Source organism: Kitasatospora sp. NPDC056531 (assembly GCF_042794375.1).
Lineage (GTDB): Bacteria > Actinomycetota > Actinomycetes > Streptomycetales > Streptomycetaceae > Kitasatospora.
On sequence record NZ_JBHTTU010000004.1, the window covers coordinates 114,431 to 138,897 of the forward strand.

General features: G+C 73.5%; 23 protein-coding genes. 10 read left to right on the forward strand and 13 right to left on the reverse strand.

What is annotated here, in order from left to right; all coding sequences use genetic code 11:
• Nucleotides 1-121 precede the first annotated feature (121 nt).
• Nucleotides 122-493 carry a YbjQ family protein gene (locus tag ACFQ87_RS06770; RefSeq protein ID WP_380609498.1) on the forward strand — a complete coding sequence of 124 codons (372 nt, stop codon included), beginning with the start codon at nt 122-124 and terminating at the stop codon, nt 491-493.
• A 195-nt stretch (nt 494-688) separates the two neighbouring features.
• Nucleotides 689-1,768 (forward strand): NAD(P)-binding domain-containing protein, encoded by a 1,080-nt coding sequence (locus ACFQ87_RS06775; protein ID WP_380609681.1) that lies wholly within the window; start codon nt 689-691, stop codon nt 1,766-1,768.
• Between the two features lie 14 nt (nt 1,769-1,782).
• Here the strand turns inward: ACFQ87_RS06775 and paaE are convergent, their stop codons facing one another.
• From paaE to ACFQ87_RS06815, 8 genes are all read right to left on the reverse strand, one after another.
• Complete coding sequence (gene paaE / locus ACFQ87_RS06780; protein ID WP_380609499.1) at nt 1,783-2,946, reverse strand: 1,2-phenylacetyl-CoA epoxidase subunit PaaE; 1,164 nt, start codon at nt 2,944-2,946, stop codon at nt 1,783-1,785.
• Nucleotides 2,947-3,477 carry a 1,2-phenylacetyl-CoA epoxidase subunit PaaD gene (paaD, locus tag ACFQ87_RS06785; protein WP_380609500.1) on the reverse strand — a complete coding sequence of 177 codons (531 nt, stop codon included), beginning with the start codon at nt 3,475-3,477 and terminating at the stop codon, nt 2,947-2,949.
• Nucleotides 3,478-3,485: 8 nt separating this feature from the next.
• The gene (gene paaC, locus ACFQ87_RS06790; protein WP_380609501.1) at nt 3,486-4,421 is read right to left on the reverse strand and encodes a 1,2-phenylacetyl-CoA epoxidase subunit PaaC; all 936 of its coding nucleotides are present in this window, start codon (nt 4,419-4,421) and stop codon (nt 3,486-3,488) included.
• Nucleotides 4,405-4,722 carry a 1,2-phenylacetyl-CoA epoxidase subunit PaaB gene (paaB, locus tag ACFQ87_RS06795; RefSeq protein WP_355670425.1) on the reverse strand — a complete coding sequence of 106 codons (318 nt, stop codon included), beginning with the start codon at nt 4,720-4,722 and terminating at the stop codon, nt 4,405-4,407. Before paaB ends, paaC begins: the two co-directional genes overlap by 17 nt.
• The gene (paaA, locus tag ACFQ87_RS06800; protein ID WP_380609682.1) at nt 4,719-5,705 is read right to left on the reverse strand and encodes a 1,2-phenylacetyl-CoA epoxidase subunit PaaA; all 987 of its coding nucleotides are present in this window, start codon (nt 5,703-5,705) and stop codon (nt 4,719-4,721) included. Before paaA ends, paaB begins: the two co-directional genes overlap by 4 nt.
• A 317-nt stretch (nt 5,706-6,022) precedes the next feature.
• Entirely contained in the window at nt 6,023-7,450 is a 1,428-nt protein-coding gene (locus ACFQ87_RS06805) for a M20 family metallopeptidase (RefSeq protein ID WP_380609502.1), read from the reverse strand.
• A gap of 650 nt (nt 7,451-8,100) precedes the next feature.
• Complete coding sequence (locus ACFQ87_RS06810) at nt 8,101-8,760, reverse strand: response regulator (RefSeq protein ID WP_380609503.1); 660 nt, start codon at nt 8,758-8,760, stop codon at nt 8,101-8,103.
• A complete protein-coding gene (locus ACFQ87_RS06815; RefSeq protein WP_380609504.1) occupies nt 8,757-10,070 on the reverse strand; it encodes a sensor histidine kinase in 1,314 nt (437 codons plus the stop codon). Before ACFQ87_RS06815 ends, ACFQ87_RS06810 begins: the two co-directional genes overlap by 4 nt.
• Nucleotides 10,071-10,274: 204 nt before the next feature.
• On the opposite strand from ACFQ87_RS06815, the gene ACFQ87_RS06820 reads away from it, so the two are divergent.
• The 4 genes from ACFQ87_RS06820 to ACFQ87_RS06835 all read left to right on the forward strand — a co-directional run bounded on the left by ACFQ87_RS06820 (nt 10,275) and on the right by ACFQ87_RS06835 (nt 13,937).
• Nucleotides 10,275-11,129 carry a class I SAM-dependent methyltransferase gene (locus ACFQ87_RS06820; protein WP_380609505.1) on the forward strand — a complete coding sequence of 285 codons (855 nt, stop codon included), beginning with the start codon at nt 10,275-10,277 and terminating at the stop codon, nt 11,127-11,129.
• Between the two features lie 127 nt (nt 11,130-11,256).
• On the forward strand, nt 11,257-12,270 hold the full coding sequence (locus ACFQ87_RS06825) for an aldo/keto reductase (RefSeq protein WP_380609506.1): 1,014 nt from the start codon (nt 11,257-11,259) through the stop codon (nt 12,268-12,270).
• A gap of 54 nt (nt 12,271-12,324) precedes the next feature.
• Nucleotides 12,325-12,912 carry a TetR family transcriptional regulator gene (locus ACFQ87_RS06830; protein ID WP_380609507.1) on the forward strand — a complete coding sequence of 196 codons (588 nt, stop codon included), beginning with the start codon at nt 12,325-12,327 and terminating at the stop codon, nt 12,910-12,912.
• Nucleotides 12,913-13,019: 107 nt separating this feature from the next.
• Nucleotides 13,020-13,937 (forward strand): ADP-ribosylglycohydrolase family protein, encoded by a 918-nt coding sequence (locus tag ACFQ87_RS06835; protein ID WP_380609508.1) that lies wholly within the window; start codon nt 13,020-13,022, stop codon nt 13,935-13,937.
• 89 nt (nt 13,938-14,026) lie between these two features.
• Here the strand turns inward: ACFQ87_RS06835 and ACFQ87_RS06840 are convergent, their stop codons facing one another.
• From ACFQ87_RS06840 to ACFQ87_RS06860, 5 genes are all read right to left on the reverse strand, one after another.
• Complete coding sequence (locus ACFQ87_RS06840) at nt 14,027-14,293, reverse strand: GlsB/YeaQ/YmgE family stress response membrane protein (RefSeq protein WP_380609509.1); 267 nt, start codon at nt 14,291-14,293, stop codon at nt 14,027-14,029.
• Nucleotides 14,294-14,495: 202 nt separating this feature from the next.
• On the reverse strand, nt 14,496-16,067 hold the full coding sequence (locus tag ACFQ87_RS06845) for an NCS1 family nucleobase:cation symporter-1 (RefSeq protein WP_380609510.1): 1,572 nt from the start codon (nt 16,065-16,067) through the stop codon (nt 14,496-14,498).
• Between the two features lie 27 nt (nt 16,068-16,094).
• Entirely contained in the window at nt 16,095-17,108 is a 1,014-nt protein-coding gene (locus tag ACFQ87_RS06850) for a TIGR03842 family LLM class F420-dependent oxidoreductase (RefSeq protein WP_380609511.1), read from the reverse strand.
• A 76-nt stretch (nt 17,109-17,184) separates the two neighbouring features.
• Nucleotides 17,185-18,615, reverse strand: a complete 1,431-nt coding sequence (hydA, locus tag ACFQ87_RS06855; RefSeq protein WP_380609512.1) for a dihydropyrimidinase — start codon at nt 18,613-18,615, stop codon at nt 17,185-17,187.
• Between the two features lie 11 nt (nt 18,616-18,626).
• Complete coding sequence (locus ACFQ87_RS06860; RefSeq protein ID WP_380609513.1) at nt 18,627-19,469, reverse strand: nitrilase-related carbon-nitrogen hydrolase; 843 nt, start codon at nt 19,467-19,469, stop codon at nt 18,627-18,629.
• A gap of 524 nt (nt 19,470-19,993) precedes the next feature.
• Between ACFQ87_RS06860 and ACFQ87_RS06865 the strand changes: the two genes are divergently transcribed.
• From ACFQ87_RS06865 to ACFQ87_RS06880, 4 genes are all read left to right on the forward strand, one after another.
• Entirely contained in the window at nt 19,994-23,044 is a 3,051-nt protein-coding gene (locus ACFQ87_RS06865; protein WP_380609514.1) for a hypothetical protein, read from the forward strand.
• 64 nt (nt 23,045-23,108) lie between these two features.
• Nucleotides 23,109-23,186: a putative leader peptide gene (locus tag ACFQ87_RS06870; RefSeq protein WP_380609683.1), complete on the forward strand. Its 78-nt coding sequence runs from the start codon at nt 23,109-23,111 to the stop codon at nt 23,184-23,186.
• 219 nt (nt 23,187-23,405) lie between these two features.
• Entirely contained in the window at nt 23,406-23,930 is a 525-nt protein-coding gene (locus ACFQ87_RS06875) for a cysteine dioxygenase (protein ID WP_380609515.1), read from the forward strand.
• Nucleotides 23,924-24,310 (forward strand): rhodanese-like domain-containing protein, encoded by a 387-nt coding sequence (locus ACFQ87_RS06880; RefSeq protein ID WP_380609516.1) that lies wholly within the window; start codon nt 23,924-23,926, stop codon nt 24,308-24,310. Before ACFQ87_RS06875 ends, ACFQ87_RS06880 begins: the two co-directional genes overlap by 7 nt.
• Nucleotides 24,311-24,467 lie beyond the last annotated feature (157 nt).

A 24,467-nucleotide genomic window follows, 5' to 3' on the forward strand; every position in this document is an offset into this window, starting at 1 on the left:
GCTACGGTACGGCTTTTCGGCCGCCCGATCACCGGTCTGAACCAGCTTCGCGAAGCCTTCTCGGCCACGTCCCGGCCGCGCCTCTGTCACCCGGACGCACGACCCCGGCAGGATGGGCGCCATGGCTGACATCAACGAGTACGGCGGCGGGCAGGGCCCGAACGCCGACGTCCTGGTCGTGACCACCAACGACATCCCCGGCTTCCGGGTCGACCACGTGATCGGCGAGGTCTTCGGACTGACCGTGCGCAGCCGCCACATCGGCAGCCAGATCGGCGCCGGGCTGAAGTCGCTGATCGGCGGTGAGCTGCGGGGCCTGACGAAGACCTTGGTCGAGAGCCGCAACGAGGCGATGCAGCGGCTGATCGAGCAGACCAAGGCGCGCGGCGGCAACGCGGTGCTGATGATGCGCTTCGACGTGACCGAGGCGGCGGACGTGGGCACCGAGGTCTGCGCCTACGGCACCGCCGCGGTGGTCTCCCCGATCGCCTGAACCGCCGCCGGGGCGCGGCGGCACCACGGCTCCGATGGTGCCGATGATGCGCTTCGACGTGACCGAGGCGGCGGACGTGGGCACCGGGAACAGCCGCCGGCCCCCAGATGTTTCACCGGCGTGACTGTTTACGGTGCAACCAAGAGCGCCCCGCGGCTTCCCGACGGACAGCGGCCCGACGCCCCGCAGCGGCGCGTGGACGTCCTGGTGGTGGGCGCCGGACAGGCGGGCCTGTCCGCCGCCTACCACCTGCGCCGCCGCGGCTTCGCCCCCTACCGGGATGGAGCCGACGGCGGCTTCGTCGTGCTCGACGCCAACGCCTCCCCCGGCGGCGCCTGGGCGCACCGCTCGCCGTCCCTGCGGATGGCCACCGTGCACGGCTTCCACGACCTCCCGGACGCCGAGCTCCCGCCGACCGACCCGGAGGCCCCCGCACGCGAGGTGGTGCCGGGGTACTTCGCGGCGTACGAGGCCCGGCACGCGCTCCCGGTCGTGCGCCCGGTCGCGGTCCACGCGGTGCGCGCCGAGTCCGAGCGCCCCGGCTCCCGCCTGCTGGTCGAGACCGACCGGGGCACCTGGTCCACCCGCGCCCTGATCAACGCCACCGGCACCTGGACCCGCCCCTTCCTCCCGCACTACCCGGGCCACTTCGCGGGCCGTCAGCTGCACTACGCCGACTACCACGGCCCCGAGGAGTTCGCGGGCCGGCGCGTCCTGGTGGTGGGCGGCGGCGCCTCGGCGATCCAGGTGCTGTCGGAGGTGGCGGCGGTCGGCGAGACGGTCTGGGTCACCCGCTCCGAACCCGTCTACCACGAGGGCCCGTTCACCCCCGAGTACGGGCGCGCCGTGGTCGCCAAGGTCGAGGAGCGGGTCCGCCAGGGCCTGCCCGTACGCAGCGTGGTGAGCGTGACCGGCCTCGGCCCCTCGGTCGCCTACCGGCGCGCCGAGGAGTTGGGCGCGCTGCACCGCCGGCCGATGTTCGACCGGCTCACCGAACACGGGGTCGCCTGGGGCGAGCAGGAGTTGGCGGTGGACGCGATCGTCTGGGCGACCGGCTTCCGCCCCGAGGTCGGCCACCTCGTGCCGCTCGGCCTGCGTTCCCCCGGCGGCGGCATCGCGCTCACCGGGACCCGCGCCACCGCCGACCCGCGCGTCCACCTGGTCGGCTACGGCCCCTCCGCCAGCACGGTCGGCGCCAACCGGGCCGGGCGCGCAGCCGTCAACGACCTGGTCAAACTGCTCGGGGACCCGGCGAAGGAGCTCACCACCGTCTGAAGCGCGACAGCGGCTCAGCGGTCGTAGTCGACCGTCACCCGGTCGGTGAGCGGACGGGCCTGGCAGGTGAGGACGTAGCCGGCCGCCAGCTCCTTCTCCTCCAGCGCGAAGTTGCGGCGCATCTCCACCTCGCCCTCGGTGACCAGGGCGCGGCAGGTGCCGCAGACCCCGCCCTTGCAGGCGAAGGGCAGGTCGGGGCGGGAGCGCTGGGCGCCGTCCAGGATCGAACGGTCGCGCGGGAGGGTGAGGGTGCTGCCGCGGCCGTCGAGGACGACGGTGACCTCGCTGCGCTCGCCGGGCGCGCCCTCGGCGTCGCCGTCCGCGCGGTCCCAGTCCTCGTCGCGCTCGGTGAGCGGCTCGTCCTCGGCGTGGAACAGCTCCTGGTGCACCCGCTCGCCCGGCACCGCCAGCTCGGCGAGCAGCTCCTTCGCCCCGGCGACCATGCCGAACGGGCCGCACAGCCACCAGTGCCCGACGCTGCCGACGTCCACCAGCGCCGCGAGCAGGGCCCGGACCCGCTCCGGGTCCAGCCGGCCGCTGAGCAGTTCGGCGTCCCTGGTCTCCCGGGAGAGCACGTGGACCAGCTGGAAGCGGCCGAGGTAGCGGTCCTTCAGGTCGGCCAGCTCGTCCGCGAACATCACGGTGTCACTGCGCCGGTTGCCGTAGAGCAGGGTGACGGTGGAGCGGCGGTCGGCGGCCAGCACGGAGGCGGCGATCGACAGCATCGGGGTGATGCCGGAGCCGGCCGCGAGCAGCACGTGGTCGGCGGGGACGCCGAGTTCGGGGGTGAACAGGCCGGACGGCGTCAGCACCTCCACCTCCTCGCCGGGCCGGGCCCCGCGCACCAGCCAGTGCGAGAACAGCCCGCCGGGCACCTCCCGGACGGCGATCCGCAGCGGACCGCCGACGGGGGCGCAGATCGAGTACGAGCGGCGCTCGTCGGCGCCGTCCACCACCTTGCGCAGGGTCAGGGTCTGCCCGGGGCGGAAGGCGTACTCGGCCGCCAGGCCGTCCGGCACCGCGAAGGTCACCGCCACGGCGTCGTCACAGAGCCGCTCCACCCGGTCGATCGGCAGCCGGTGGAAGCTCGGGCGGCGGGCGGGGCGCACGGTGTCCGCGGCGGAGGTGCCGGACGTGGCGGACGCGGCAGGGGTGGCTGCGGGAGAGGCGGCGGGCATTCAGATCTCCTTGACGCGTTCGAAGGGCTCACGGCAGGCGCGGCAGCGCCAGAGCGCCTTGCAGGCGGTGGAGCCGAAGCGGGACAGCTCCTCCGTGTCGGTGCCGCCGCAGAGCGGGCAGGGCACGGGGGCCGCGGCTCCGGTGCGGGTGGGCCCGAGGGTCAGTGGCACCGGACCGGCCCCGGCGGCGCCGACGGCCGAGGTCGGGCGCGGCGGGGCGATGCCGGCCTCGGCGAGCTTGCGGCGGCCCTCCGCGGTGATCAGGTCGGTGGACCACGGCGGGTCCAGTCGCAGCCGCACCCGGACGTCCAGGTACCCGGCCGCGCGCAGCCGGCGGTCGACGTCGGCGGCCATCTCGGCGACGGCCGGGCAGCCCGAGTAGGTCGGGGTCAGCCAGGCGGTCACCGCGCCGCCCGCGCCGTCCACCTCGACCTCGGCCAGCACACCCAGGTCGGCCAGGGTGAGCATGGGCAGTTCCGGGTCCGGGACGGCCGCGGCGACCGACCATGCCAGGTCTCGGGTGGTGGTCACGGTGTCCGTCACCACGTCGCCCCCGGGTGTGCGCGGGCCACCACCTGCAGTTCGGCCAGCAGCGGGCCGAGCGCCTCGGTGTGCACCCCGTCCCGGCCGGCCCGGCCGAGCACGGTGGCCAGCGGCGGCACGTCCGGCACCGTCAGCCCGGCCTCGGAGATGACGGCGCCGAGCGAGCGCAGCACGGGTTCGCGCAGCTCCGCCGGGTCGACGCCCACCCGCAGCTCCGCCGGGTGCGCGGTGAACAGTTCCTCCAGCAGCGGCCAGACCGCGTCCAGCCCGGCCTGCATCCGCTCCGCCGAGTACGGCGTGCCGTCGCCGAGGCGCAGCGTCCAGGCGGTGGCGTACTCGCGGTGGTAGGCCAGCTCCTTGACGCCCCGGGTGGCGACCGCGGCCAGCACCGGGTCGGGGTGCGCGCTCAGCGCCTCGTACAGGGCACCGCGGGCGGTGGCGAACAGCAGCAGCCGGGCGATCGAGTACGCGAAGTCGCCGTTCGGGGTCTCCACCAGGCGGACGTTGCGGAACTCGTGCTCCTCCCGCCAGTACGCCAGGTCGTCCTCGGTGCGGCCGGAGCCGTCCGCCTGCCCGGCCCGGGTGAGCAGCAGCCGGGCCTGGCCGAGCAGGTCGAGGCCGAGGTTGGCGAGCGCGACCTCCTCCTCCAGCTCGGGCGCCCGGGTGCACCACTCGATCAGCCGCTGGGCGAGGATCAGTGCGTCGTCGCCGAGCATCTGGCAGTAGTCGGCGAGGTCGGCGCCGTCCAGGCCGGCGGGCAGGGCGGTGTCCACGCCGAGCAGCGGGTCGGCGAAGCCCGTCCCGTACGCCCAGCGGCCCTCGCCCTCGGGGCCGGGCGTGGCGTCGACGAGGCTGAGGTAGACGTGGTCGTCCTCGGTGGTGGACGTGGTGTGGTCGTGCACGGTGGCTCCCCCGTCAGATGTGCGGGACATCCTCGGGGATGTCGTAGAAGGTCGGGTGGCGGTAGACCTTGTCGCCGCTGGGCTCGAAGAACGGGTCGCGCTCGTCCGGCGTGGAGGCGGTGATCGCGTCCGAGCGGACCACCCACAGGCTGACGCCCTCGTTGCGGCGGGTGTACAGGTCGCGGGCGGCCAGCAGGGCCATCCGGTCGTCGGAGGCGTGCAGCGAACCGACGTGGACGTGGTTCAGGCCGCGCCGGGGACGCACGAACACCTCGTACAGCGGCCAGCCGGCCTTGGACTCAGCCGGGGACTCAGCCTTGGGCTCGGTCACTTTCCGTTCTCCTGTTCGGTGTGCTGCTCGGCGGCTGCGGTCTGTTCGGCGGCGCGCTTGGCGGCGTAGGCGACAGCCGCCTCGCGCACCCAGGCGCCGTCCTCGTGGGCGGCCCGCCGGCGGTCGATCCGCTGGGCGTTGCAGGGGCCCTGGCCCCGGATGACCCTGGTCAGCTCGGACCAGTCCGGCTCGCCGAAGTCCCAGCCGTCGCGCTCCTCGTTCCAGCGCAGCTCGGGGTCGGGGAGGGTGACGCCCAGGTGCTCGGCCTGCGGGACGGTCATGTCGACGAAGCGCTGGCGCAGCTCGTCGTTGGTGTGGCGCTTGATCCGCCAGGCCATCGAGCGGGCGGTGTTCGGCGAGTCGGCGTCCGAGGGGCCGAACATCATCAGCGACGGCCACCACCAGCGGTCGACGGCGTCCTGGACCATCCGACGCTGCGCCTCGGTGCCGCGCATCAGGGTCATCAGGAGCTCGTAGCCCTGGCGCTGGTGGAAGGACTCCTCCTTGCAGATCCGCACCATCGCGCGGGCGTACGGACCGTAGCTGCAGCGGCAGAGCGGGACCTGGTTGCAGATCGCGGCGCCGTCCACCAGCCAGCCGATCACGCCGACGTCGGCGAAGGTGAGGGTGGGGTAGTTGAAGATCGAGGAGTACTTCTGGCGGCCGCTGATCAGCTTCTCGGTGAGCTCGGCGCGGTCGACGCCGAGGGTCTCGGCGGCGGCGTAGAGGTAGAGGCCGTGGCCGGCCTCGTCCTGGGCCTTGGCGAGCAGGATCGCCTTGCGGCGCAGCGAGGGGGCCCGCGTGAGCCAGTTACCCTCGGGCTGCATGCCGATGATCTCGGAGTGGGCGTGCTGGGCGATCTGGCGGATCAGGGTGGCCCGGTAGGCGTCGGGCATCCAGTCCCTGGGTTCGATCCGCTGCTCGGCGGCGACCACCGCCTCGAAACGGTCCTCCGGTGTCTGCGCGGGGACCGGCTCGGCCACCTCTGCTGTCACCACGGTCCCCTCTCCATGTTTCCTGCTTCGGCGATCCCTGCTTCGACGCCGGGCGCCAACCGACTGACCGTTCGGTCGGTACCATTCTGCGTGGTTGGGAGGAGGGATGGCAAGGGAGGGCGAAAGACGACGAAGGACGACGAGGCACAGGCGGGACGACTGTGGGCGCGCGCCGGGTGCGAACGGGTACAGAAACAGATGACAGCTGACAGAATCTGAAATCTGTCAGCTGTCATCTGTCAGCTACTAGCTGTGCTCTGTTAGCCGTCTCCTGTCAGCCGCCCGCCAGCCGTCGCCGTCTCGACTCACCCCTCCCCGCGGTCCCGCAGCCGCGGCAGCGGCACCGCGAGCAGCGCCGCCAGCAGCGCGATCCGCGGAGCTAGCTCGTCCAGCCGGATGTACTCGTGCCGGGCGTGGGCGCCGGCGCCCACCGCACCGAAGCCGTCCAGCGTCGGCAGGCCGCGCGAACCCGGCAGGTTGGTGTCCCCGGCCCCGCCCGCCGGGGCGCCGTCCAACTGCTGCCCGAGCACCGCGGCGAGCGAACGCACGTGCCGCAGCAGCGGGTTACCGGTCCGCTCGGGCCAGGCCGGGCGGCTGGACAGCACCTCCGTCCGCACCCGGGCACCCGGGCGCAGCGCGGTCAGCCGGGCGAGGTTGTCCAGCGTACGGCGCTGCGCCTCCGCGGTGGCGAACCGCAGGCCGAGCTCCGCCTCGGCCCGACCGGCCACCACGTTGGCCCGCGAACCCCCGCTGATCCGACCGGCGTTGAGCTCGGTACCGGGCTGGCCCGCGAGGCCGCGGACGAGCACCAGCTGGTCAACGAGCTCGTCCACCGCCGACACCCCGTCGTGGGCGTCGTTGCCAGCGTGGGCCTCCCGCCCGGTCACGGTGAGCCGGACCCGGGTACTGCCGCGCCGCGCGGTCTTCAGCCGACCGTCCGGATGCGGCGGTTCCAGCCCCACCGCCGCCGCCGCGCCGCGCAGCTGGCGCTCGACCAGGCGACGTCCATCCGGGCTGCCGACCTCCTCGTCGGAGACCACGACCAGCCGCACGGTGCGGTGCGGCCGCTCCCCCAGGTCCGCGAGCAGCGCCAACGCGCCTTCCAAGATGGCGAGTCCGCCCTTCATGTCGACCACGCCGGGCCCGGTGAGCCGCCCGTCCTGCTCGGCCACCGGCCAGTCGGCCAGGGTGCCGACCGGCCAGACGGTGTCGTGGTGGCCGACGATCAGCAGGTGCGGCAGCGTCTCGTCGCACCCCTCCCACTCCAGGACGAGATGGTCACCGGCCGGCCCGGGTTCGCGGCGGGCAGTGGCCCCGGTGGCCCGGAAGCCAGCCGTCAACTCCTCGGCCAGCGCGTCGAGTCTGGGCGCGTCCCCGCTCGGCGACTCGATCCGCGCCAAGTCGGCGCAGCGCCGCCGGACGGCACCGGCGAGGGTACGGGCACGAGCACTGAGCGCCTGCGGCAGGCCGGGCAGCGCCGCAGTGGCGCCGGCGGCGGCGGACTTGGCCGTCGCGGAGGTGGTGGAAGTGCTGGAAGCCGCAGAACTGGCGGACTTGGCAGACGTGACAGACGTGGCGGTAGCGGAAGCGGTTCCGGACACAGTGCCGGAAGCGGCACCGGCGGCGACGACGAGGGCCTCGCCATCGGCGGCGGCCGGAACGGTCAGCGGTACGCGGTCGGGTTCGGCGGCGGCACCCGGCGCGGCCGGCGACCCGACGATCTGGGGACTCAACGCTCGCCTCCGCGGCCGCCGCCGGTATTCAGCGGCCGTACCGGCCGACCGCTCCCGCCCGGGCACCAGGCCCGCCCGGACCGCACCGGTCGGCCGGGATGATTCACGGCCGGTCGGAACGGCCCGTCTGGCCCAAGTGCGGTGGAACGGCTGGGCGGCGTGCTTGGCATTGCGTCCTCCTCGCTCGATCCGGTGCCCCGGTCCGCCCGGAGCCCCGTGCACGGCGGTCGCCTGGCAGCGGGCGCGGAAGCCGGACCGCCGCAGGGAAGCCGAGATGTGAGCCTAGAAGAACCGTTCGGTTTCCTGCGAGGTGGCCCTGCTCCCAGCGTGCCGGTACCGGCCCCGACCTGGGACACCCGTCGGACGACGGCGACGGGCGCTCGGCGCGCGGGCCCGGATCGGCACGCGGGCGCGGTCGCCGGATCGCGCCCATCTCCACCATGGACCCGCCGCCCGGGTTCGGCAGCGCAAACCGCCAAGGCACGGCATTTCCAGGCCGGATGGGTGACAACGGCTCAGCAGGCGGTACGAACCGGGGGCACGCGGCGGCTCAGGGAAGCCCGCCGCGACGCCCGGCCTGACCTCCGGGGAACGTCCGTGTGAACACCGTCCGACACTGCGCCCCGCCCCGCCCTCGCGCGCGCCCGTCGTCAGGCACCGTCCCCGACCACCCCCGCGTCCCGTGCGAGCAGCGCGGCCTGGACCCGGTTGCCCACGCCGAGCGCGGTCAGGATCCGACTGACGTGCGCCTTGACGGTGCTCTCCCGCATCCCCAGCACGCCCGCGATCTCGGCGTTGGACAGCCCGTCGGCGAGTTCGCGCAGCACGTCGGTCTCACGCGGGGTGAGCCCGGCGACCCGACTGCGGGCGGCTACCGACCGGGGCGCGCCGACCCGGTGGTACCGGTCGATCAGCCGCCGCGCGGCCGCCGGGTGCAGCATCCCCTGGCCCCCGGCGACCACGTGGACGGCCCGGGCGATCTCGGCGGGCGGGGTGTCCTTGAGCAGGAAGCCGTCGGCCCCGGCCGCGAGCGCCCGGTACACGTACTCGTCCAGGTCGAAGGTGGTGAGCGCGATCACCCGCGGGCCGTCGGGCAGTTCGCGCAGCCGCCGGGTGGCGGCGATGCCGTCGAGCCGGGGCATCCGGATGTCCATCAGCGCGACGTCGATCCGGTGGCCGCGGGCGAGCTCGACGGCCTGCAGCCCGTCGGCGGCCTCGGCGACCACGGTCAGGGCCGGGTCCTGGGCGAGGAGGTCGACCAGACCGAGGCGCACCAGCGCGTCGTCGTCGACCACCATCGTGCGGATCATGAGACGTCCTTCGGCTGCGAGATCTTTGGCTCCGGGGTCGGTGGCTGCGGGATCGATGGCTCCGAAGTCGGGGGCGCCGGGGTCGGACCACCGCCGGGGGCGGCGAACGGCTGCGACGGGCGGTCCGGCACGGGTAACCGGGCGGAGAGCCGGAAGCCGCCGGTGCCGTCCGGGCCCGCGTCAAGGTGACCACCCAGTGCGCCGACCCGTTCACCGAGCCCGACCAGGCCGTACCCGCCGCCGGCGCCCGACCCGTTCGGCGACGCCCCACCCGGACCGTTGCGGACCTCCACGGTGGTCGCGGGACCGCCGTAGCCGACCCGGACCGTGACGGGCGCGGCGTGCGCGTGCTTGCGGGCGTTCGTCAGCGCCTCCTGGACGACCCGGTGCACGGCCAGCCGGTGGGTGGTCGGTACGGCCTCCGGGTCGCCGGAGAGGGCGAGTTCGACCTGCTGCCCGGCCTGGATCGCCTCGCCGACCAGCTCGGTGAGGTCGCGCAGGGCGGGCGCCGGGACGCGGGTCGTGTCGGTCGGCTCGGGCCGATCGTCCCCGGCGGCGGGCCACTCCGGCGGGTCGGCACGCAGGGCGCCGAGGACGTCACGCAGGTCGTCGAGCGAGCGGGCGGCGGCGGTGCGCAGCAGTTCGAGGCGGTGGGTGAGCCGGTCCGGGTCGGCGGCGGCGGTCCCGGCGCAGGCCTGGTCGCGCAGCACCCCGGCGTGCAGCACCAGCAGACTGAGGCGGTGGGCGAGCACGTCGTGCATCTCCCGGGCGATCCGGGCGCGTTCGGCGGATCTGGCCTGCTCGGCGCGCAGCTTCCGCTCGCGGCGCAGCGTTTCGACCTGCTCGTGCAGGGTGCGGATCAGCACCCGGCGGCCGTGCAGCCACAGCCCGACGGCCAGGACGGCAGCCTGGAGGAGGAGTTGGGAGCCGGTGGTGCCCGCCCAGCCGATCAGCGAGTCGGCGCCGGTCGCGCTGAGCACCGCAAGCGCCGCACCGCCGGCCACTGCCGGTCCGATCCGGCCGAGGGAGGCGAGGTAGTAGACGCTGAACAGGGCCGGGAACGCCCGGTTGAACAGGCCGCCGGTGAGCACCGGCAGGACGGCGGAGGCCGCCGGGTAGCGGTGGGCGAACAGCAGGGACAGCGCGGCGAGCGAGGCCACGACCGTCCGGGGCAGGCGCAGCGGGTCGTCGGTGTTCAGCCACTGGACGAGGCCCTCCTCGACGGTGAGGGCGAGGACGCCGAGCAGCAGCAGTGTGTCGATCCAGGGCCGGCGGTCCGGGCCGAACCAGCCGAACAGGCCTGTGCGCATCAGGCTCCTCTCCTCCCACCCCGTCCGTCTGTCCGTCCGCCTGCCCGTCCGTCCATCCATCCGTCCATTCGCTCGCTCGATGCTAGTGCGGGCGGCGCCGCGGCGCCCCCGTCTCCCGGGTAGCCGCACCCTCGACTTTGGTCGGGGGGCGATGCCGCTCACCGGCCGATTCCCGGCCCGCGCGGCCTCCCTAACGTCGACGGCATGACGAACGGACAGCTCCGCCACCGCCCCGACTCCCTTCCGCCGCAGACCAGTTCGCACGGCGCACTCGGCTCGCCGCCCGGCGGGGACCACTTGCTGTTCCTCGCCGAGGCGCTGCGCACCTTCCACGACACCGGCGCGCTGGCACCGAGCGGCGCGGAGCTGGTGAACGCGCTGGTAGTGCCGGTGACCAGCCGTCCGGACCGGCCGATCTCGGTGCTGGAGGTGGGCGCCGGGACGGGCGTGGTGACCCGGCGGCTGGCCCAGGTGCTGCGTCCGGGCGACCGGCTGCACGTGGTCGAGGCGAACCCGCGGTTCGCAGAGCGGCTGCGGGAGGACCCGGTCCTGGCGGCGCGCCGACCGGGGGTGGGGCTGCGGCTCTCGGCCTGCCGAGTGGAGGAGCTGCCGAAGGCGGGGGCCGAGGGCGCGGGGGCCGCCCCTGGCTCCGAGGAGCGGTACGACGTGATCGTGTCCGGCCTGCCGTTCACGAACTTCGAGCCGACCCAGGTCCGGGACCTCCTCGACCTCTACCTTCGACTGCTGGCACCCGGCGGCGAGCTGACCTACTTCGGCTACCTCGGCACCACGACGGCACGCACGCTCGTCTCCGGGCCCCGCCAGAGCGCCCACCACCGGGTGGTGGCACGGCTGCTGCGACGCTTCGAGGCGACGTACGGGCTGGGCGAGCGCACGGTGTGGCGAAACCTGCCGCCCGCCCGGGCCTACCTGCTGCGCCCGCCGGGCGGACGGGAGAACTGGGCGCCGCCCCCGACCCCGACCCCGGCCCCGTCCGTCTCCGTCGCTGCCCCTGCCCCTGCCCCTGCCCTCACCCCCGCACCTGACCCGAACAGATGACAACCGACAGATTTCAGATAACAGACGACAGCGAACAGATTTTGAAATCTGTTCGCCGTCATGCCATAGTGAGACTCGGGTCACACCACCCGCGCCACGCGGCGCCGCATCCGTACCTGGAGTACTCATGGCCTCGACCACCCGCCCCGCACAGCGCGCGCTCGGCACCTCCGGGCCCGCCACCTCCGCCCTCGGCCTCGGCTGCATGGGCATGTCCGACCTCTACGGTCCGGCCGACGAGGCCGAGGGCATCGCCACCATCCACGCCGCCCTGGACGCCGGAATCACCCTCCTCGACACCGGCGACTTCTACGGCATGGGCCACAACGAGCTGCTGATCCACGAGGCGCTGCGCGGCCGCGACCGCGAGAGCGTGCAGATCAGCGTGAAGTTCGGCGCCCAGCGCGACCCGAACGGCCAGTGGCTCGGCTACGACGCGAGCCCGGCGGCCACCAAGACCGCGCTGTCCTACACCCTGCGCCGCCTGCGCACCGACCACATCGACATCTACCGCCCGGCCCGCCTCGACCCGAAGGTGCCCATCGAGGAGACCGTCGGCGCCATCGCCGACCTGGTGAAGGCCGGTTACGTCCGCCACATCGGCCTGTCCGAGGTGGGCGCCGACACCCTGCGCCGCGCCTCCGCCGTCCACCCGATCAGCGACCTGCAGATCGAGTACTCGCTGCTCTCCCGCTCGATCGAGGCCGCCGTGCTGCCCGCCGCCCGTGAACTCGGCATCGGCATCACCGCGTACGGCGTGCTCTCCCGCGGCCTGCTCAGCGGCCACTGGGACCAGGACCGCCCGCTGGCCGGCTCCGACTTCCGCGGCCAGAGCCCGCGTTTCCAGGGCGACAACCTGACCCACAACCTCACCCTCGTCGAGGCGCTGCGCCAGGTCGCCACCGCCAAGGGCGCGAGCGTCGCCCAGGTCGCCATCGCCTGGGTCGCCTCGCGCGGAGAGGACATCGTCCCGCTGGTCGGCGCCCGTCGCCGGGAGCGTCTGACCGAGGCCCTCGGCGCGCTGGACATCACGCTGACCGCACAGGACCTCGCCGCCATCGAGGCGGCCGTCCCCGCCGGTGCCGCCGCTGGCGACCGGTACGCTGCCGCGCAGATGGCGAACCTGGACAGCGAGCGCTGACCAGCGGAAACCTCCGCACCACCTGACCGCACGACCCTAAGGACGGCCCTCCCCGTGACCACGGACACCGCACTCACCGCCGAGCAGATCCTGATCGCGGCGGAGGAGGTCCTGCGTCGGTTCGGCCCGGCCAAGGCCACCGTCGTGGACGTCGCCCGCGAACTCGGCGTCAGCCACAGCAGCGTCTACCGCCACTTCCCCAGCAAGGCCGCCCTGCGCGAGGCGGTCACCCAGCGCTGGCTCGACCAGGCGCACCACGAGCTGGAGACCATCTCGACCGACGCCGGCGGCGCCGCCGAGCGCCTCAAGCGCTGGCTGAGCACGCTGTTCGCGGCCAAGCGGAAGAAGGCGCTGGACGATCCGGAGCTGTTCGCCACCTACATGGTGCTGGTCGACGAGAACAGCGGCACCGTGGCGGCACACATCGACACCCTGGTCAAGCAGATCGCGCAGATCGTCCAGGACGGCATGGACAGCAAGGAGTTCAAGCTCGCCCACATCCTCACCACCGCCCGCGCGGTCTTCGACGCCACCGCCCCCTTCCACGACCCGGCCTACGCGCCCACCTGGTCCGAGCCGACCGCGGACGAGCGCTTCGAGGCCGTCTGGAAGCTCGTTCTCGGTGGCCTGAAGGCGAAGTGACGCACGTCATCGGATCCAGGCGCCGGCCTCCGGAGTGAAATCCGGTCGCCGGCGCCTCGGCCGTCGGGCAGACTGCCACGCACAGTTGATCTCACCCGGAGGATGACATGCGTGCGGCCGGCCCGGTCCTGGACAGCCTGCGGGGGCTCTCCCTCGGCGACGCCTTCGGCGACCGCTGGTTCTCGGTCCCGGCCGACGAAACCTCCGCCGCCCCGGCCGCCCGGCTGGCCCGCCCGGCGCCCTGGCACTGGACCGACGACACCGCGATGGCCCTCGTCCTGGTCCGCCACCTGACCACCCGCGGCGAGGTCCGACAGGACGCGCTGGCCGAGGAGTTCGCGGCGGAGTACACCCGCGAGTACGCACGCAAGTACGGTCCCTCGATGCACCGGGTGCTGCGCGGGATCGGCTCCGGCGGGGACTGGCGCGCCGTCACCTCGGGCCAGTTCGAGGGCCAGGGCTCGTACGGGAACGGCGCGGCGATGCGGGTCGCCCCGCTGGGCGCCTGGTTCGCCGACGACCTGGACGAGACGGCCCGGCAGGCCGAACTCCAGGCGCTCACCACGCACTTCCACCCCGAGGCGGTCGCCGGGGCGGTGGCGGTCGCGCTCGCCGCGGCGCTCGCCGTCCGCAGCCGGGGGCAAACCCCGCCCGACCGGGCCGAGTTGCTGAGCGAGGTGGCCGGGCGACTGCCGGACAGCGAGGTCCGCTCCGGTCTGCGGATCGCCGCCCGGATGCCGGGGCACACCAGTGTCCGGCACGCCGCCGCCGTACTCGGCTCGGGGCTGATGATCTCCGCCCCGGACACCGTCCCGTTCGCCCTCTGGTCCGCCGCCGGGCACCTGGACTCGCTGCCCGAGGCGATCTGGCACACCCTGGAGGGCGGCGGCGACATGGACACCACCTGCGCCATCGCCTCCGGGGTGGTCGCCGCCCGCACCGGGCTGGCGGACGTCCCGCCCGGCTGGCTCGCCGCCCGCGAGAAGCTGCCGGACTGGGTCGCCGAGGTGTCGACCGGGCCCTGAACCGAACGGCGCCCGGACATCCAGGGAAGACGTCCGGGACGGCGCCCTCCCCGGCGGGCCGACCCGCCGGATCCGAGGCAACTCCGCGATCAGCGCCGCGAGTTGCCGAACAGCAGTCGGTAGGCGATCAGCAGCACCAGCGCGCCGCCGATCGCCGACACCCAGGTCGGCCCGTCGAAGAAACGCGCCGTGATCGACCTGTGCAGGAAGTGCGACGCGATCCAGCCGCCGACGAAGGAGCCGGCGATGCCGATCAGGGTCGTCACGATCAGGCCGCCCGGATCCCTCCCGGGCAGCAGCAGCTTGGCCAGGGCGCCTGCCACCAGGCCCAGCACGATCCACGCGATGACGCTCATCCGTCCGTCCCTCCCGTCCGCGGCGCGACGGCCCCGTCCGCCCGCCCTGCCCCGAAGGACGCCGCCTCCCGCGGGCCCGGTTCCGCCGTCCGGGCGGGGCGCGCGATCCGGCAGTCCCGAGCCGACCGGCCCACGCGTAGCGCGCCCTTCCGGAGCGCCGTCCACCTCGAAACACCGCGGCCGCCCGCATCCTGGTCGCCGATCACCCACCCGCCGCGTGGCGCCCCGCGCCCGCGCGCGGCCACCCACCGGACACCGCGCTGAGCCCCAGGTACAGCACCGACGCCGCCGCGAAGCCCACCGCCCAGCCGTAGTCGGCGAGCGGCTTGAGGAAGGGGACCAACCCGTCCACTGGGAACGGACCCTGTTTGACCCCGTGCCCGTCGACGGCCGAGTACGAGCCGCCGACCGCCAGCAGGCCGCCGAGCAGCAGTGCGGCGGCTGCCCGCCAGTTCCACCCGGCGGTGTACCAGTACGCGCCGAACGGCCGGTAGAGCTCGGCGAGTTGGAGGCGGGCACGGCGCACCACCCAGTAGTCCGCGATCAGCACCCCGGCGACCGTCCCGAGCAGGCCGCCGACCACGCCCAGCCAGACGTAGATGTAGACGTGCGGGTCGGCGGTCAGCTTCCAGGGGAAGATCGCGATCCCGACCACGCCGGTGATCAGCGCCCCGGTGCGGAAGTTGACGAACCTGGGCAACAGGTTGGCCAGGTCGTAGGCCGGGGAGACGACGTTGGCGGCGATGTTGACCGACAGCGTCGCGATCAGGACGGTCAGCAGCGCGAACAGGACGGCGACCGGGTTCTCCATCTTCGCGGCCAGCTTGATCGGGTCCCACACCGGTTCACCGTAGACCGCCTCGGAGCCCGAGGTGACCAGCACCGACAGCAGCGCGAAGAGCGTCATCGTCGTCGGCAGGCCGAGCGCCTGGCCACGGATCTGGGCCCGCTGGCTGCCGCCGAAACGGGTGAAGTCGGGGATGTTCAGCGACAGGGTGGACCAGAAACCGATCATCCCCATCAGCGACGGGAAGAAGACCTTCCAGAACCCGCCGTTCCAGCCGAGTCGGGAGGGCTGGGAGAGCAGGGGCCCCAGCCCGCCCGCCTTGACGGTGATCCACACCAGCAGGGCGAGCGCGCCGACGATGACGAACGGCGCCGCCCAGTTCTCGAAGCGCCGCAGCGTCTCCATCCCGCGGGCGATGATGGCCATCTCGATCAGCCAGAACAGTAGGAAGGAGAGCCACTGCGTCCACGGGTAGCCGCCGAACTCCGATGCCGTGCGCCAGGATTCGCCGAACAGCTTGCCCGCCAGCAGGAAGATGCCCTCGCCCCCGATCCAGGTCTGGATGCCGAACCAGGCACAGGCCACCGCCGCCCGGATCAGCGCGGGCAGGTTCGCGCCGCGGAGCCCGAAGGAGGCCCGGGCGAACACCGGGAAGGGAATGCCGTACTTGGTGCCGGCGTGCCCGGTGAGCAGCATGGGGAAGAGCACGATCAGGTTGGCGAGCGCGATGGTCAGCACCGCCTGTTTCCAGTCCATGCCGATCGCGACCAGGCCCGAAGCCAGCGTCCAGGACGGGATGTTGTGGGCCATGCCGACCCAGAGCGCCAGGAAGTTGTACGTGGTCCAGGTGCGCTGCCGTACCGGGACCGGCCGCAGGTCGTCGCTGGTGAAACCGTTGAGGGGCAACGCCCCGTCGGCCGGGTCGAGTTCGACCCGGCCGTCGGGGTGCTGCCGCTGTCTGCCGCCGCCGGTCGCGCTGTCGGCCATGGGCAACTCCCGTCTTGCGCGAAGGGATCAGAGGTGGGGGATGACGTCCGTTCCGTAGGCGTCGATGGTGGACTCGACCGCGTCGTGCATGGCGTAGACGGCGAACTGGTCGACGCCGAGCGAGCGGAGTTCCGCCAGCCGGGCACGCTGGGCCTCCACCGGCCCGATGAGGCAGAAGCGGTCGACGATCTCGTCCGGGACGAAGGCCGTGTCGGGGTTCCCGGCCCGGCCGTGGTGGCTGTAGTCGTAGCCCTGGCGGCCCTTGATGTAGTCGGTGAGCGCTTCGGGCACCAGGTCGGAGTGCTCGCCGTAGTGGCTGACCAGGTCGGCGACGTGGTTGCCGACCATTCCGCCGAACCAGCGGCACTGTTCCCGGGCGTGGGCCAGCGCGGCGGGCGAGTCGTCGGCGGTGACGTACGCGGGGGCGGCGACGCAGATGGTGAGCGAGGACGGGTCCCGGCCCGCCTCGGCGGCCGCGGCCCGGACCGCCTTGACCATGTACTCGGTGAGGTACGGGTCGGCCAACTGCAGGATGAAGCCGTCGGCCTGACGTCCGGTCAGTGCGAGCGCCCTCGGGCCGTACGCGGCCATCCAGATCGGCAGCGCCGCGCCGGGTCCCACCCACGGCAGGTGCATCTCGGTGCCGTCCACCTCGGTGGCGCGCCCCTCGGCCAACTCCTTGATGGCGTGCATGGCTTGGGAGAGCCGGTCGAGGGTGGCGGGCCGGCGTCCGGCGACCCGCATGGCGGAGTCGCCACGGCCGATGCCGCAGACGGTGCGGTTGCCGTACATGTCGTTGAGCGTGGCGAACAGGGAGGCGGTGACCTCCCAGGTGCGGGTGGAGGGGTTGGTGACCATCGGGCCGACGGTCAACCGCTCGGTCTCGGCGAGGATGCGGCTGTAGATGACGAACGGCTCCTGCCACAGCACGCAGGAGTCGAAGGTCCAGCCATGGCTGAACCCGGCCCGTTCGGCGCGGATCATCCGGTCGATGAGCAGGCGGGCGGGCGGGTCGGTCTGCAGGACGAGGCCGATGTCCATGGATGGCTCCGGGAGGGGTGGGAGGGCGACCCGGGGCCGGCGTGCGCCGCGCGGCCCCGGGCGGGAGGGGGAGGGTTCAGGTCAGGTACTGGCAGGTGTCGCGACGCAGGAAGGCGCCGTGCCCGGCCCGGCCGAGCCAGCTGCCGTCGTCCACCACGACGGCGCCGCGGGAGAGCACCGTCCGTGCCCGGCCGTTGAGTCGGCGGCCCTCGTAGGCCGAGTAGTCCACGTTCATGTGGTGGGTGGCGGCGGAGACGGTCTGCACCGCAGTGGGGTCGTAGACGACCAGGTCGGCGTCAGCACCCGGCGCGATGGTGCCCTTGCGCGGGTGCAGCCCGAACATCCGGGCCGGGGTGGTGCACGCGATCTCGACCCAGCGCCGCCGGCTGATGCGCCCGTCCACCACCGCCTGGTGGAGCAGGTCCATCCGGTTCTCCACGCCGGGAAGGCCGTTGGGGATCTTCGAGAAGTCGCCTCGGCCGAGTTCCTTCTGCCCGACGTAGCAGAACGGGCAGTGGTCGGTGGAGACCACCTGGAGGTCGTTGGTGCGCAGCCCGCGCCAGAGCGCGTCCTGGTGCTCGCGGGGCCGAAGCGGCGTGCTGCACACGTACTTGGCGCCCTCGAAGCCGTCCGTTCCCTCCTCGGCGAGGTTGTCGGTGGAGAGGAAGAGGTACTGCGGGCAGGTCTCGCCGAAGACGTTGAGCCCGGCATCGCGGGCCTGGGCGAGTTCGGCGAGGGCGGAGGCGGCGGAGACGTGCACCACGTAGAGCGGACTGCCGGCCACCTGGGCGAGCTTGATGGCCCGGTGGGTGGCCTCGGCCTCCAGCAGTTCGCGCCGGACCTCGCCGTGGTAGCGCGGGGCGGTGTGCCCGGCGGCGAGGGCCTGTTCGACCAGGACGTCGATGGCGATGCCGTTCTCGGCGTGCATCATGGTCAACCCGCCGTTGGCGGCGCCGCGTTGCATGGCGCGCAGGATGCGGCCGTCGTCGCTGTAGAAGACGCCGGGGTAGGCCATGAACAGCTTGAAGGAGGTGGACTCGCCGGAGTCGACGAGCGTGTCCATCTCCTTGAGGACGGCGTCGTTGACGTCGGAGACGATGGTGTGGAAGGCGTAGTCGATCGCGCAGTTGCCCTCGGCCTTGGCGTGCCAGGTGTCCAGGCCCTCGCGCAGCGAGCCGCCGACGGGCTGGACGGCGAAGTCGACGATGGTGGTGGTGCCTCCCCAGGCGGCGGCGCGGGTGCCGGTCTCGAAGGTGTCGGAGGCCGCGGTGCCGCCGAAGGGCAGCTCCATGTGGGTGTGGGCGTCGACGCCGCCCGGGATCACGTAGTGGCCGGTGGCGTCGATGACGGTGTCGGCGGTCCAGGCCTCGGCGGCGGCGCTGCCGGTGGCGGCGAGCGCGACGATGCGTTCGCCCTCGATGAGGACGTCGGCGTGGAGTTCGTCGGTGGCGGTGATGACGAGGCCGCCGCGGACGACGGTGCGCTGCTGCGGGTCGCGGGTGGTCATCGCGGTGCTCCTCAGGCCTCGGCGAGCGGTCCGTAGGCGTCGGGCCGGCGGTCGCGGTAGAACGCCCACTGCTGGCGGACCTGTCCGATCAGGTCGAGGTCGAGGTCACGGACGACGAGTTCCTCCTCCTTGTCGGAGGCGACGTCGCCGACGAACTGGCCACGCGGGTCCACGAAGTAGGAGGTGCCGTAGAAGTCGTTGTCGCCGTACTCCTCGGTGCCGACCCGGTTGATGGCGGCGACGAAGTACTCGTTGGCGACGGCGGCGGCGGGCTGTTCGAGCTGCCACAGGTAGGCGGACAGGCCGCGGCTGGTGGCCGAGGGGTTGTAGACGATCTGCGCGCCGGCCAGGCCCAGGGCGCGCCAGCCCTCGGGGAAGTGGCGGTCGTAGCAAATGTAGACACCGACCTTGCCGACGGCGGTGTCGAAGACGGGCCAGCCGAGGTTGCCGGGCTTGAAGTAGTACTTCTCCCAGAAGCCCTTGACCTGCGGGATGTGGTGCTTGCGGTACTTGCCGAGGTAGGTGCCGTCCGCGTCGATCACGGCGGCCGTGTTGTAGTAGACGCCGGTCTGCTCCTCCTCGTAGACCGGTACGACCATGACCAGGCCGAGTTCGCGGGCGAGTTCCCGCATCCGGCGCACGGTCGGACCGTCCGGGACGGCCTCGGCCCAGCGGTAGTGCTCGGGCTCCTGGACCTGACAGAAGTACGGGGAGTTGAAGACCTCCTGGAAGCCGATGATCTGCGCGCCCTGGGCGGCGGCCTCGCGGGCGTACCGCTCGTGGAGCGCGATCATGCTCTCCTGGTCGCCGGTCCAGCGGGTCTGGACGAGCGCGGCACGGACGATCTGCGACATGGGTACCTCCGCAACTCCGCGGTCCGGCCGTGCGGTCGGGCCCGCGGTCTGAGGGTTGACGGGGCGGGTCTCTCCTGCGGTCCGCTCAGGGAGCCGCAGGGGTCTACGTGCGTAGAAAGCGATCTGTAGACGGTAGGCCTGGCCTCGGTGGCCTGACAATACGTTGGCGGTAACGCGTCTGGGGCGATCTTGTTACGCGGACACGCGGGTGGCCCTGGGTGGGGTGAAACGCTGATCTACCCCGCACACGCGTTCCTTACTCATTCGAGTGAAAGCGGGCGCCCTGGGTGCGGAATCGGCCACCACCGGGTAAGACGCCGATGGACGTCACGACGGGCCGCCGCGTCGGCACCCGGCGGCGTGAACTCGTGGATCTGGCAGGCGAATCGAACGACGACACGGCGACGACTCGGAGTGGCATCGGGACCAAGGGGGTGGTGTGGATGGCAGCGCTCGGCAAGCGCGCGGAGCGCGCTTCGGATACGGCGGGTGCGACGGGTACTTCGAGTACTTCGGCTACGGCCGTGGGCGACGGCCCGGTGGCGGCGGGGCGCCCGCCCGCCCTGCCAGCCTGGGCCGGCCTACTGCTCGCCCTCGGAGCGGTGCTGCCGCTCGCCCTCGGCTGGCTGCTGCACCACCGCCAGGCACCGCGGGTGCCGGAGGTCGCCCTGCGGCTGGCCGGTTCCCGCACCGCCGCCGAGGCGCTGGTCGGCGGGCGCACCGGGGACTACACGGCCGCCCTGCGCGCCGAGCTCTGGCCGGTCGCCGGGTACGGGCTGACGCTGGTGGCCGCTGCGCTGCTCGGTCGGTACGTGTTCGGCCGGCGGCGCGGGCGCGCCCTGGCGCTGGCGGTCGGCGAGGCCGGTCTGCTCGCGGCCGGCTGCGACCTCACCGGCAACCTGCTGCTGCGCGTCGCGCTCGACCACCACGGCTCCGACACCCCCTTCGCGGTGGCGGCCGCGCTCGCCACCGTCGCGTGGCTGCTGCTCCTGCCCGCCGGGGTGACGGCGGCGGGCGTGCTGCTGGTGACGGCCGCGCGGGCGGTGCGCGGACTGCTGTCCTCCGTGTCGAAGCCCGCGGTCGAGACGGACAGGACGGACGAGACGGACGAGGCGGAACGCCCGGCGCTGATCCCGCCCTGGCCGACGGCCGCCCGGCACGACGGGGACGCCCGGCACGACGGCGACGGCGGGCAGTCAGCTGAGGAGCCGCCGCCCGACGCCCACACCCACTGGCGCGACGCCGCGCGGGTGCCGCCCGGCCGCGAGCCCGCCGAGCTGGGCTTCTGCGCCTCGGGCGGCGGCATCCGCTCGGCCTGCGTCACGCTCGGCGCGCTCCAGGCGCTGCGCCCATGGCTCAAACGGGCCCGGTACCTGGTCTCCGTCTCGGGCGGCGGGTACACCGTGGGCGCGCTGCAGCTCGCGCTCAGCGACTCCGCCCCCGGCAGCCCGGTGCACGCCGTCTCGGGCCTGACGGCCGACACCGTGCTGGAGCCCGGCTCCCCGGAGGAGGACCACCTCCGTCGGCACGGCAAGTTCATCGCCGACGGCGCCGGCGAGTGGCTGGTCGCCCTCGGGACGCTGCTGCGCGGTGTGCTGTCGGCGCTCACCCTGCTGCTGGCCGCCGTTCTGGTGCTCGGCCTCGGACTCAGCCGCTTCTACCGCGCCGTCCCGCTCACCGATCTGCACGCCCTGGCGGCCGTCGGTCTGCGCCACGCGGGCGCCGTGCCGGGCGAGTTGGCCTTCCGGACGCCCGCGCTGGCCGCCCTCGCGGCACTACTGGCCGCGGCGGCCGGGTGCTGGCTGCTGTGGCTACTGGCCTTCCCGCCGCTCGGCTGGCACGCGCTGCTGCCGCGCACCCTGCGCCGGCTCTACTCCGCCGCGCTCGCGCTGGCCGCCCTGCTGGTCGTCGGGGTGCTGGCGATCCCCGGGCTGGCCTGGGGCGCCGTCCGGCTCCAACAGGCCCTGGCCGCCGGTCCGCAGCTGACCGGCGCCGGGCTCAGCCTGACCGTGGTGCTCAGCTACCTCGCCCTGTTGCTCGGCATACTCTGGCGCGACCGCCGGACGATCCGCAGCGGCGCGGCCGCGTTCGCCGGGGCGCTACGCGGCGCCGGCCGGTTCGGCGGCGGCCTGACCGCCAACCTGCCGCAGTACATCGTGGTGTGGGCGGCCCTCACCACACTGACGGCCGGCGCGCTGCTGGCCCTCGGCTGGGCGGTCGCCACCGGGTACGCCTGGCCGACGGCCGTGCAGGTACTGCTGCCGCTGGTGCTCACCGCGGTCGGGCTCAACCTCGACCAGACCTGGATGAGCCTGCACCCGTTCTACCGGCTGCGGCTGGCCTCCGCGTTCGCGGTCCGCCGGGTCACCGACGGCAGCCGGTCGTTCGCCCGCCGGTACGACTTCTACCGGGAGCAGACCTGGCTGAGCCACTACGCGGCCCGGCACCCCGACTTCCCACAGGTGATCTTCTCGGCGGCGGCCAACCTCTCCGGCAACTCCCGCACGCCGCCGGGCCGTCGGGCGGTCTCCTTCTCGCTCTCCCACGACTACGTGGGTGGTCCGGACGTCGGGTACGCCCGCACCGACCTGCTGGAGCGGCGCACCCGGCGACACATCGCCCGGGACCTCACCGTGCAGTCGGCGATGGCCGTCTCCGGGGCCGCCTTCTCCTCCGCCATGGGGCGCCAATCCCGCGTCTACCAGGGGCTGTTCGCTGTGACCAACGCCCGGCTCGGGACGTGGCTGCCCAACCCCGCGGTGCTCGGGCCGGCCTGGTCCGGCACCCCGGACTGGCGCCGCGCCGCGCAGCCAGCCGTCCGCCGGCTCCCGTACCAACTGCGGGAGCTGACGGGCCGGTTCCCGGAGGACGACCGCTTCCTGCTCACCACCGACGGCGGCCACTACGAGAACCTCGGACTGGTCGAGCTGCTGCGGCACCGGGTGCGGACGGCGGTGTGCATCGACGCCAGCGGGGATTCGGGCTACGCCGCCAACCTGGCCGCCGCGATCACGCTGGCCCGCGAGGAGCTGGGCATCGTGATCACCCTGCACCGGCCGGAGCTGCTGATCCCGGGCAGCACCACCGCCGACCGGAACGGCGGCGGAGCGCCCCTGCGCGGTCTGGCGGCCCAGCTCTCCGACCGGCTCTCCGCCCGCGGGGTGATCACCGGCGACATCCTCTACCCCCGCACCGACGGCCTCCCGGAGTCCGACCGGCACGGCACGCTGATCGTCCTCCAGGCTGTGCTGACCGCTGACATGCCGTACGAGCTGCACTCCTACGCGGTGGCCAACCAGGCCTTCCCGAACGACGGCACCAGCGACCAGTGGTTCAACCACCAGCAGTTCGACGCCTACCAGACGCTCGGCCGCTACCTGGGCGAGCAGGCCGGGCCGGTGATCGAGCAGGCCCTGTCGGCCGCCGCGGACGACTCCGCGGCGCCCGTCCCCGCACAGTCGCCGGGCGGCGCGTCCTCGGCGTCGGGCGGCGCGTCCTCGGCGCCGTCCGAGCACTCGGCTGCGGCGCCGCCGGCCGCGGCTCCCCTGGCTCCGCGCCGTCCTGCCGAGAGTTAACAGGGCGCAACAGACGGGCGCCCCGGCTTGACTTCGTCCGACCGGCTCGGAAAAGATCCGGTGCATGGACTCCGGCGCCACTCTGGTCTGCCGCCTGCACGTCGATCTGCGACGCCAGGCGAGTTCCATCTGTTCCTGTTGACCTTGCTCCTCCCCGCCGGTCCCGCCCTGTGACGTCTGCCAGGGCCCGCGCCGCGCACCCGTACCCGCAGTTCTGACTCCTGTCGTACTCCCGCCTCGCCCGACGGCACCGTGCGCGCCGTGCCGGGTCGCTCCGCCGACTCGCGCCCGCCCGGCACCACCGCAGCCGCCGGACCCGGCCACACCCCGCCGACGTTCCCGCCGCACCCGAGGACGCCCCATGAGCCTGGACCTCGTCTCCGAGACCTCGACGCACACCCCCGAGACATCCACCACCGAGCGCGCCCGCGCTCCACTGACCCCGAACTCCCTGCGGAGCATCGTCCGCGAGCTGGCCGAGCAACCCGAGCAGTGGATCCACCTGGTCCGCCTCTCCACCGAGGAGCGCTGGTACCAGCGCCTGGTGGCCGAGGACGACCACGAGGTGTGGCTGATCAGCTGGCTGCCCGGTCAGTCCACCGGCTTCCACGACCACGGCGGCTCGCGCGGCGCTTTCACCGTCGCGCTCGGCGAGTTGGAGGAGCTGTCACTCGGCGGCCCGGAGCAGGGCCTGCTGATCCGCCGGGTCCCGGTCGGCACCGCCCGCGCCTTCGGCCCCGAGTACGTGCACGACGTCCGCAACACCGCCTCCGGCCCGGCCGTCACCCTGCACGCCTACTCGCCCCCGCTCAGCTCGATGGCGCACTACGACCTGCGGGCCGGCGGGCTCGTCCGTACCTCGGAGGAAGGACCGGAGCAGTGGTGACCACGATCGACGACCTGGTGGCACGGGCCCGCGAGGGCGTCCACCGCCCCCGCGCCCAGGAGGCGTACCGGGCCCAGCTGGCGGGCGCGCTGCTGGTGGACATCCGTCCGGCGGCGCAGCGGGCGGCCGAGGGCGAGATCCCCGGCTCACTGATCATCGAGCGCAACGTCCTGGAGTGGCGGCTCGACCCGACCGGCAGTCACCGCATCCCCGAGGCCTCGGGTTACGACGTCGAGCTGATCGTGCTCTGCTCCGAGGGCTACGCCTCCAGCCTGGCCGCCGCCTCGCTGCGTGAGCTGGGGCTGTACCGGGCGACCGACCTGGACGGCGGCTTCGTCGGCTGGGCCGCTGCCGGGCTGCCGACCCGTCCGGGCGGCTGACGCCGAGGCCCCGACAGGGGCGGGTACGAAGGGCTCAAGCCGGGCCTGAGCCGGGCTCCACGGCGCGTGCCGGACGGTAAATCACAGACAGGAGATGATGCAGGTCATAGTCTTATCGGAGTTTCCGCCGGTCCGAAGCTGGGCAGCCACGCGGGCG

Bases quoted from the DNA above. Each gene is read 5' to 3' on its own strand.
- ACFQ87_RS06835 (WP_380609508.1), top strand. From the start codon at position 13,020: ATGCGTGCGGCCGGCCCGGTCCTGGACAGCCTGCGGGGGCTCTCCCTC.
- ACFQ87_RS06825 (WP_380609506.1), top strand. From the start codon at position 11,257: ATGGCCTCGACCACCCGCCCCGCACAGCGCGCGCTCGGCACCTCCGGG.
- ACFQ87_RS06850 (WP_380609511.1), bottom strand. From the start codon at position 17,108: ATGGACATCGGCCTCGTCCTGCAGACCGACCCGCCCGCCCGCCTGCTC.
- hydA (WP_380609512.1), bottom strand. From the start codon at position 18,615: ATGACCACCCGCGACCCGCAGCAGCGCACCGTCGTCCGCGGCGGCCTC.
- ACFQ87_RS06840 (WP_380609509.1), bottom strand. From the start codon at position 14,293: ATGAGCGTCATCGCGTGGATCGTGCTGGGCCTGGTGGCAGGCGCCCTG.
- ACFQ87_RS06860 (WP_380609513.1), bottom strand. From the start codon at position 19,469: ATGTCGCAGATCGTCCGTGCCGCGCTCGTCCAGACCCGCTGGACCGGC.
- ACFQ87_RS06770 (WP_380609498.1), top strand. From the start codon at position 122: ATGGCTGACATCAACGAGTACGGCGGCGGGCAGGGCCCGAACGCCGAC.
- paaE (WP_380609499.1), bottom strand. From the start codon at position 2,946: ATGCCCGCCGCCTCTCCCGCAGCCACCCCTGCCGCGTCCGCCACGTCC.
- paaC (WP_380609501.1), bottom strand. From the start codon at position 4,421: ATGTCCCGCACATCTGACGGGGGAGCCACCGTGCACGACCACACCACG.
- ACFQ87_RS06820 (WP_380609505.1), top strand. From the start codon at position 10,275: ATGACGAACGGACAGCTCCGCCACCGCCCCGACTCCCTTCCGCCGCAG.
- ACFQ87_RS06845 (WP_380609510.1), bottom strand. From the start codon at position 16,067: ATGGCCGACAGCGCGACCGGCGGCGGCAGACAGCGGCAGCACCCCGAC.
- ACFQ87_RS06815 (WP_380609504.1), bottom strand. From the start codon at position 10,070: ATGCGCACAGGCCTGTTCGGCTGGTTCGGCCCGGACCGCCGGCCCTGG.
- ACFQ87_RS06870 (WP_380609683.1), top strand. From the start codon at position 23,109: ATGGACTCCGGCGCCACTCTGGTCTGCCGCCTGCACGTCGATCTGCGA.
- ACFQ87_RS06875 (WP_380609515.1), top strand. From the start codon at position 23,406: ATGAGCCTGGACCTCGTCTCCGAGACCTCGACGCACACCCCCGAGACA.
- ACFQ87_RS06810 (WP_380609503.1), bottom strand. From the start codon at position 8,760: ATGATCCGCACGATGGTGGTCGACGACGACGCGCTGGTGCGCCTCGGT.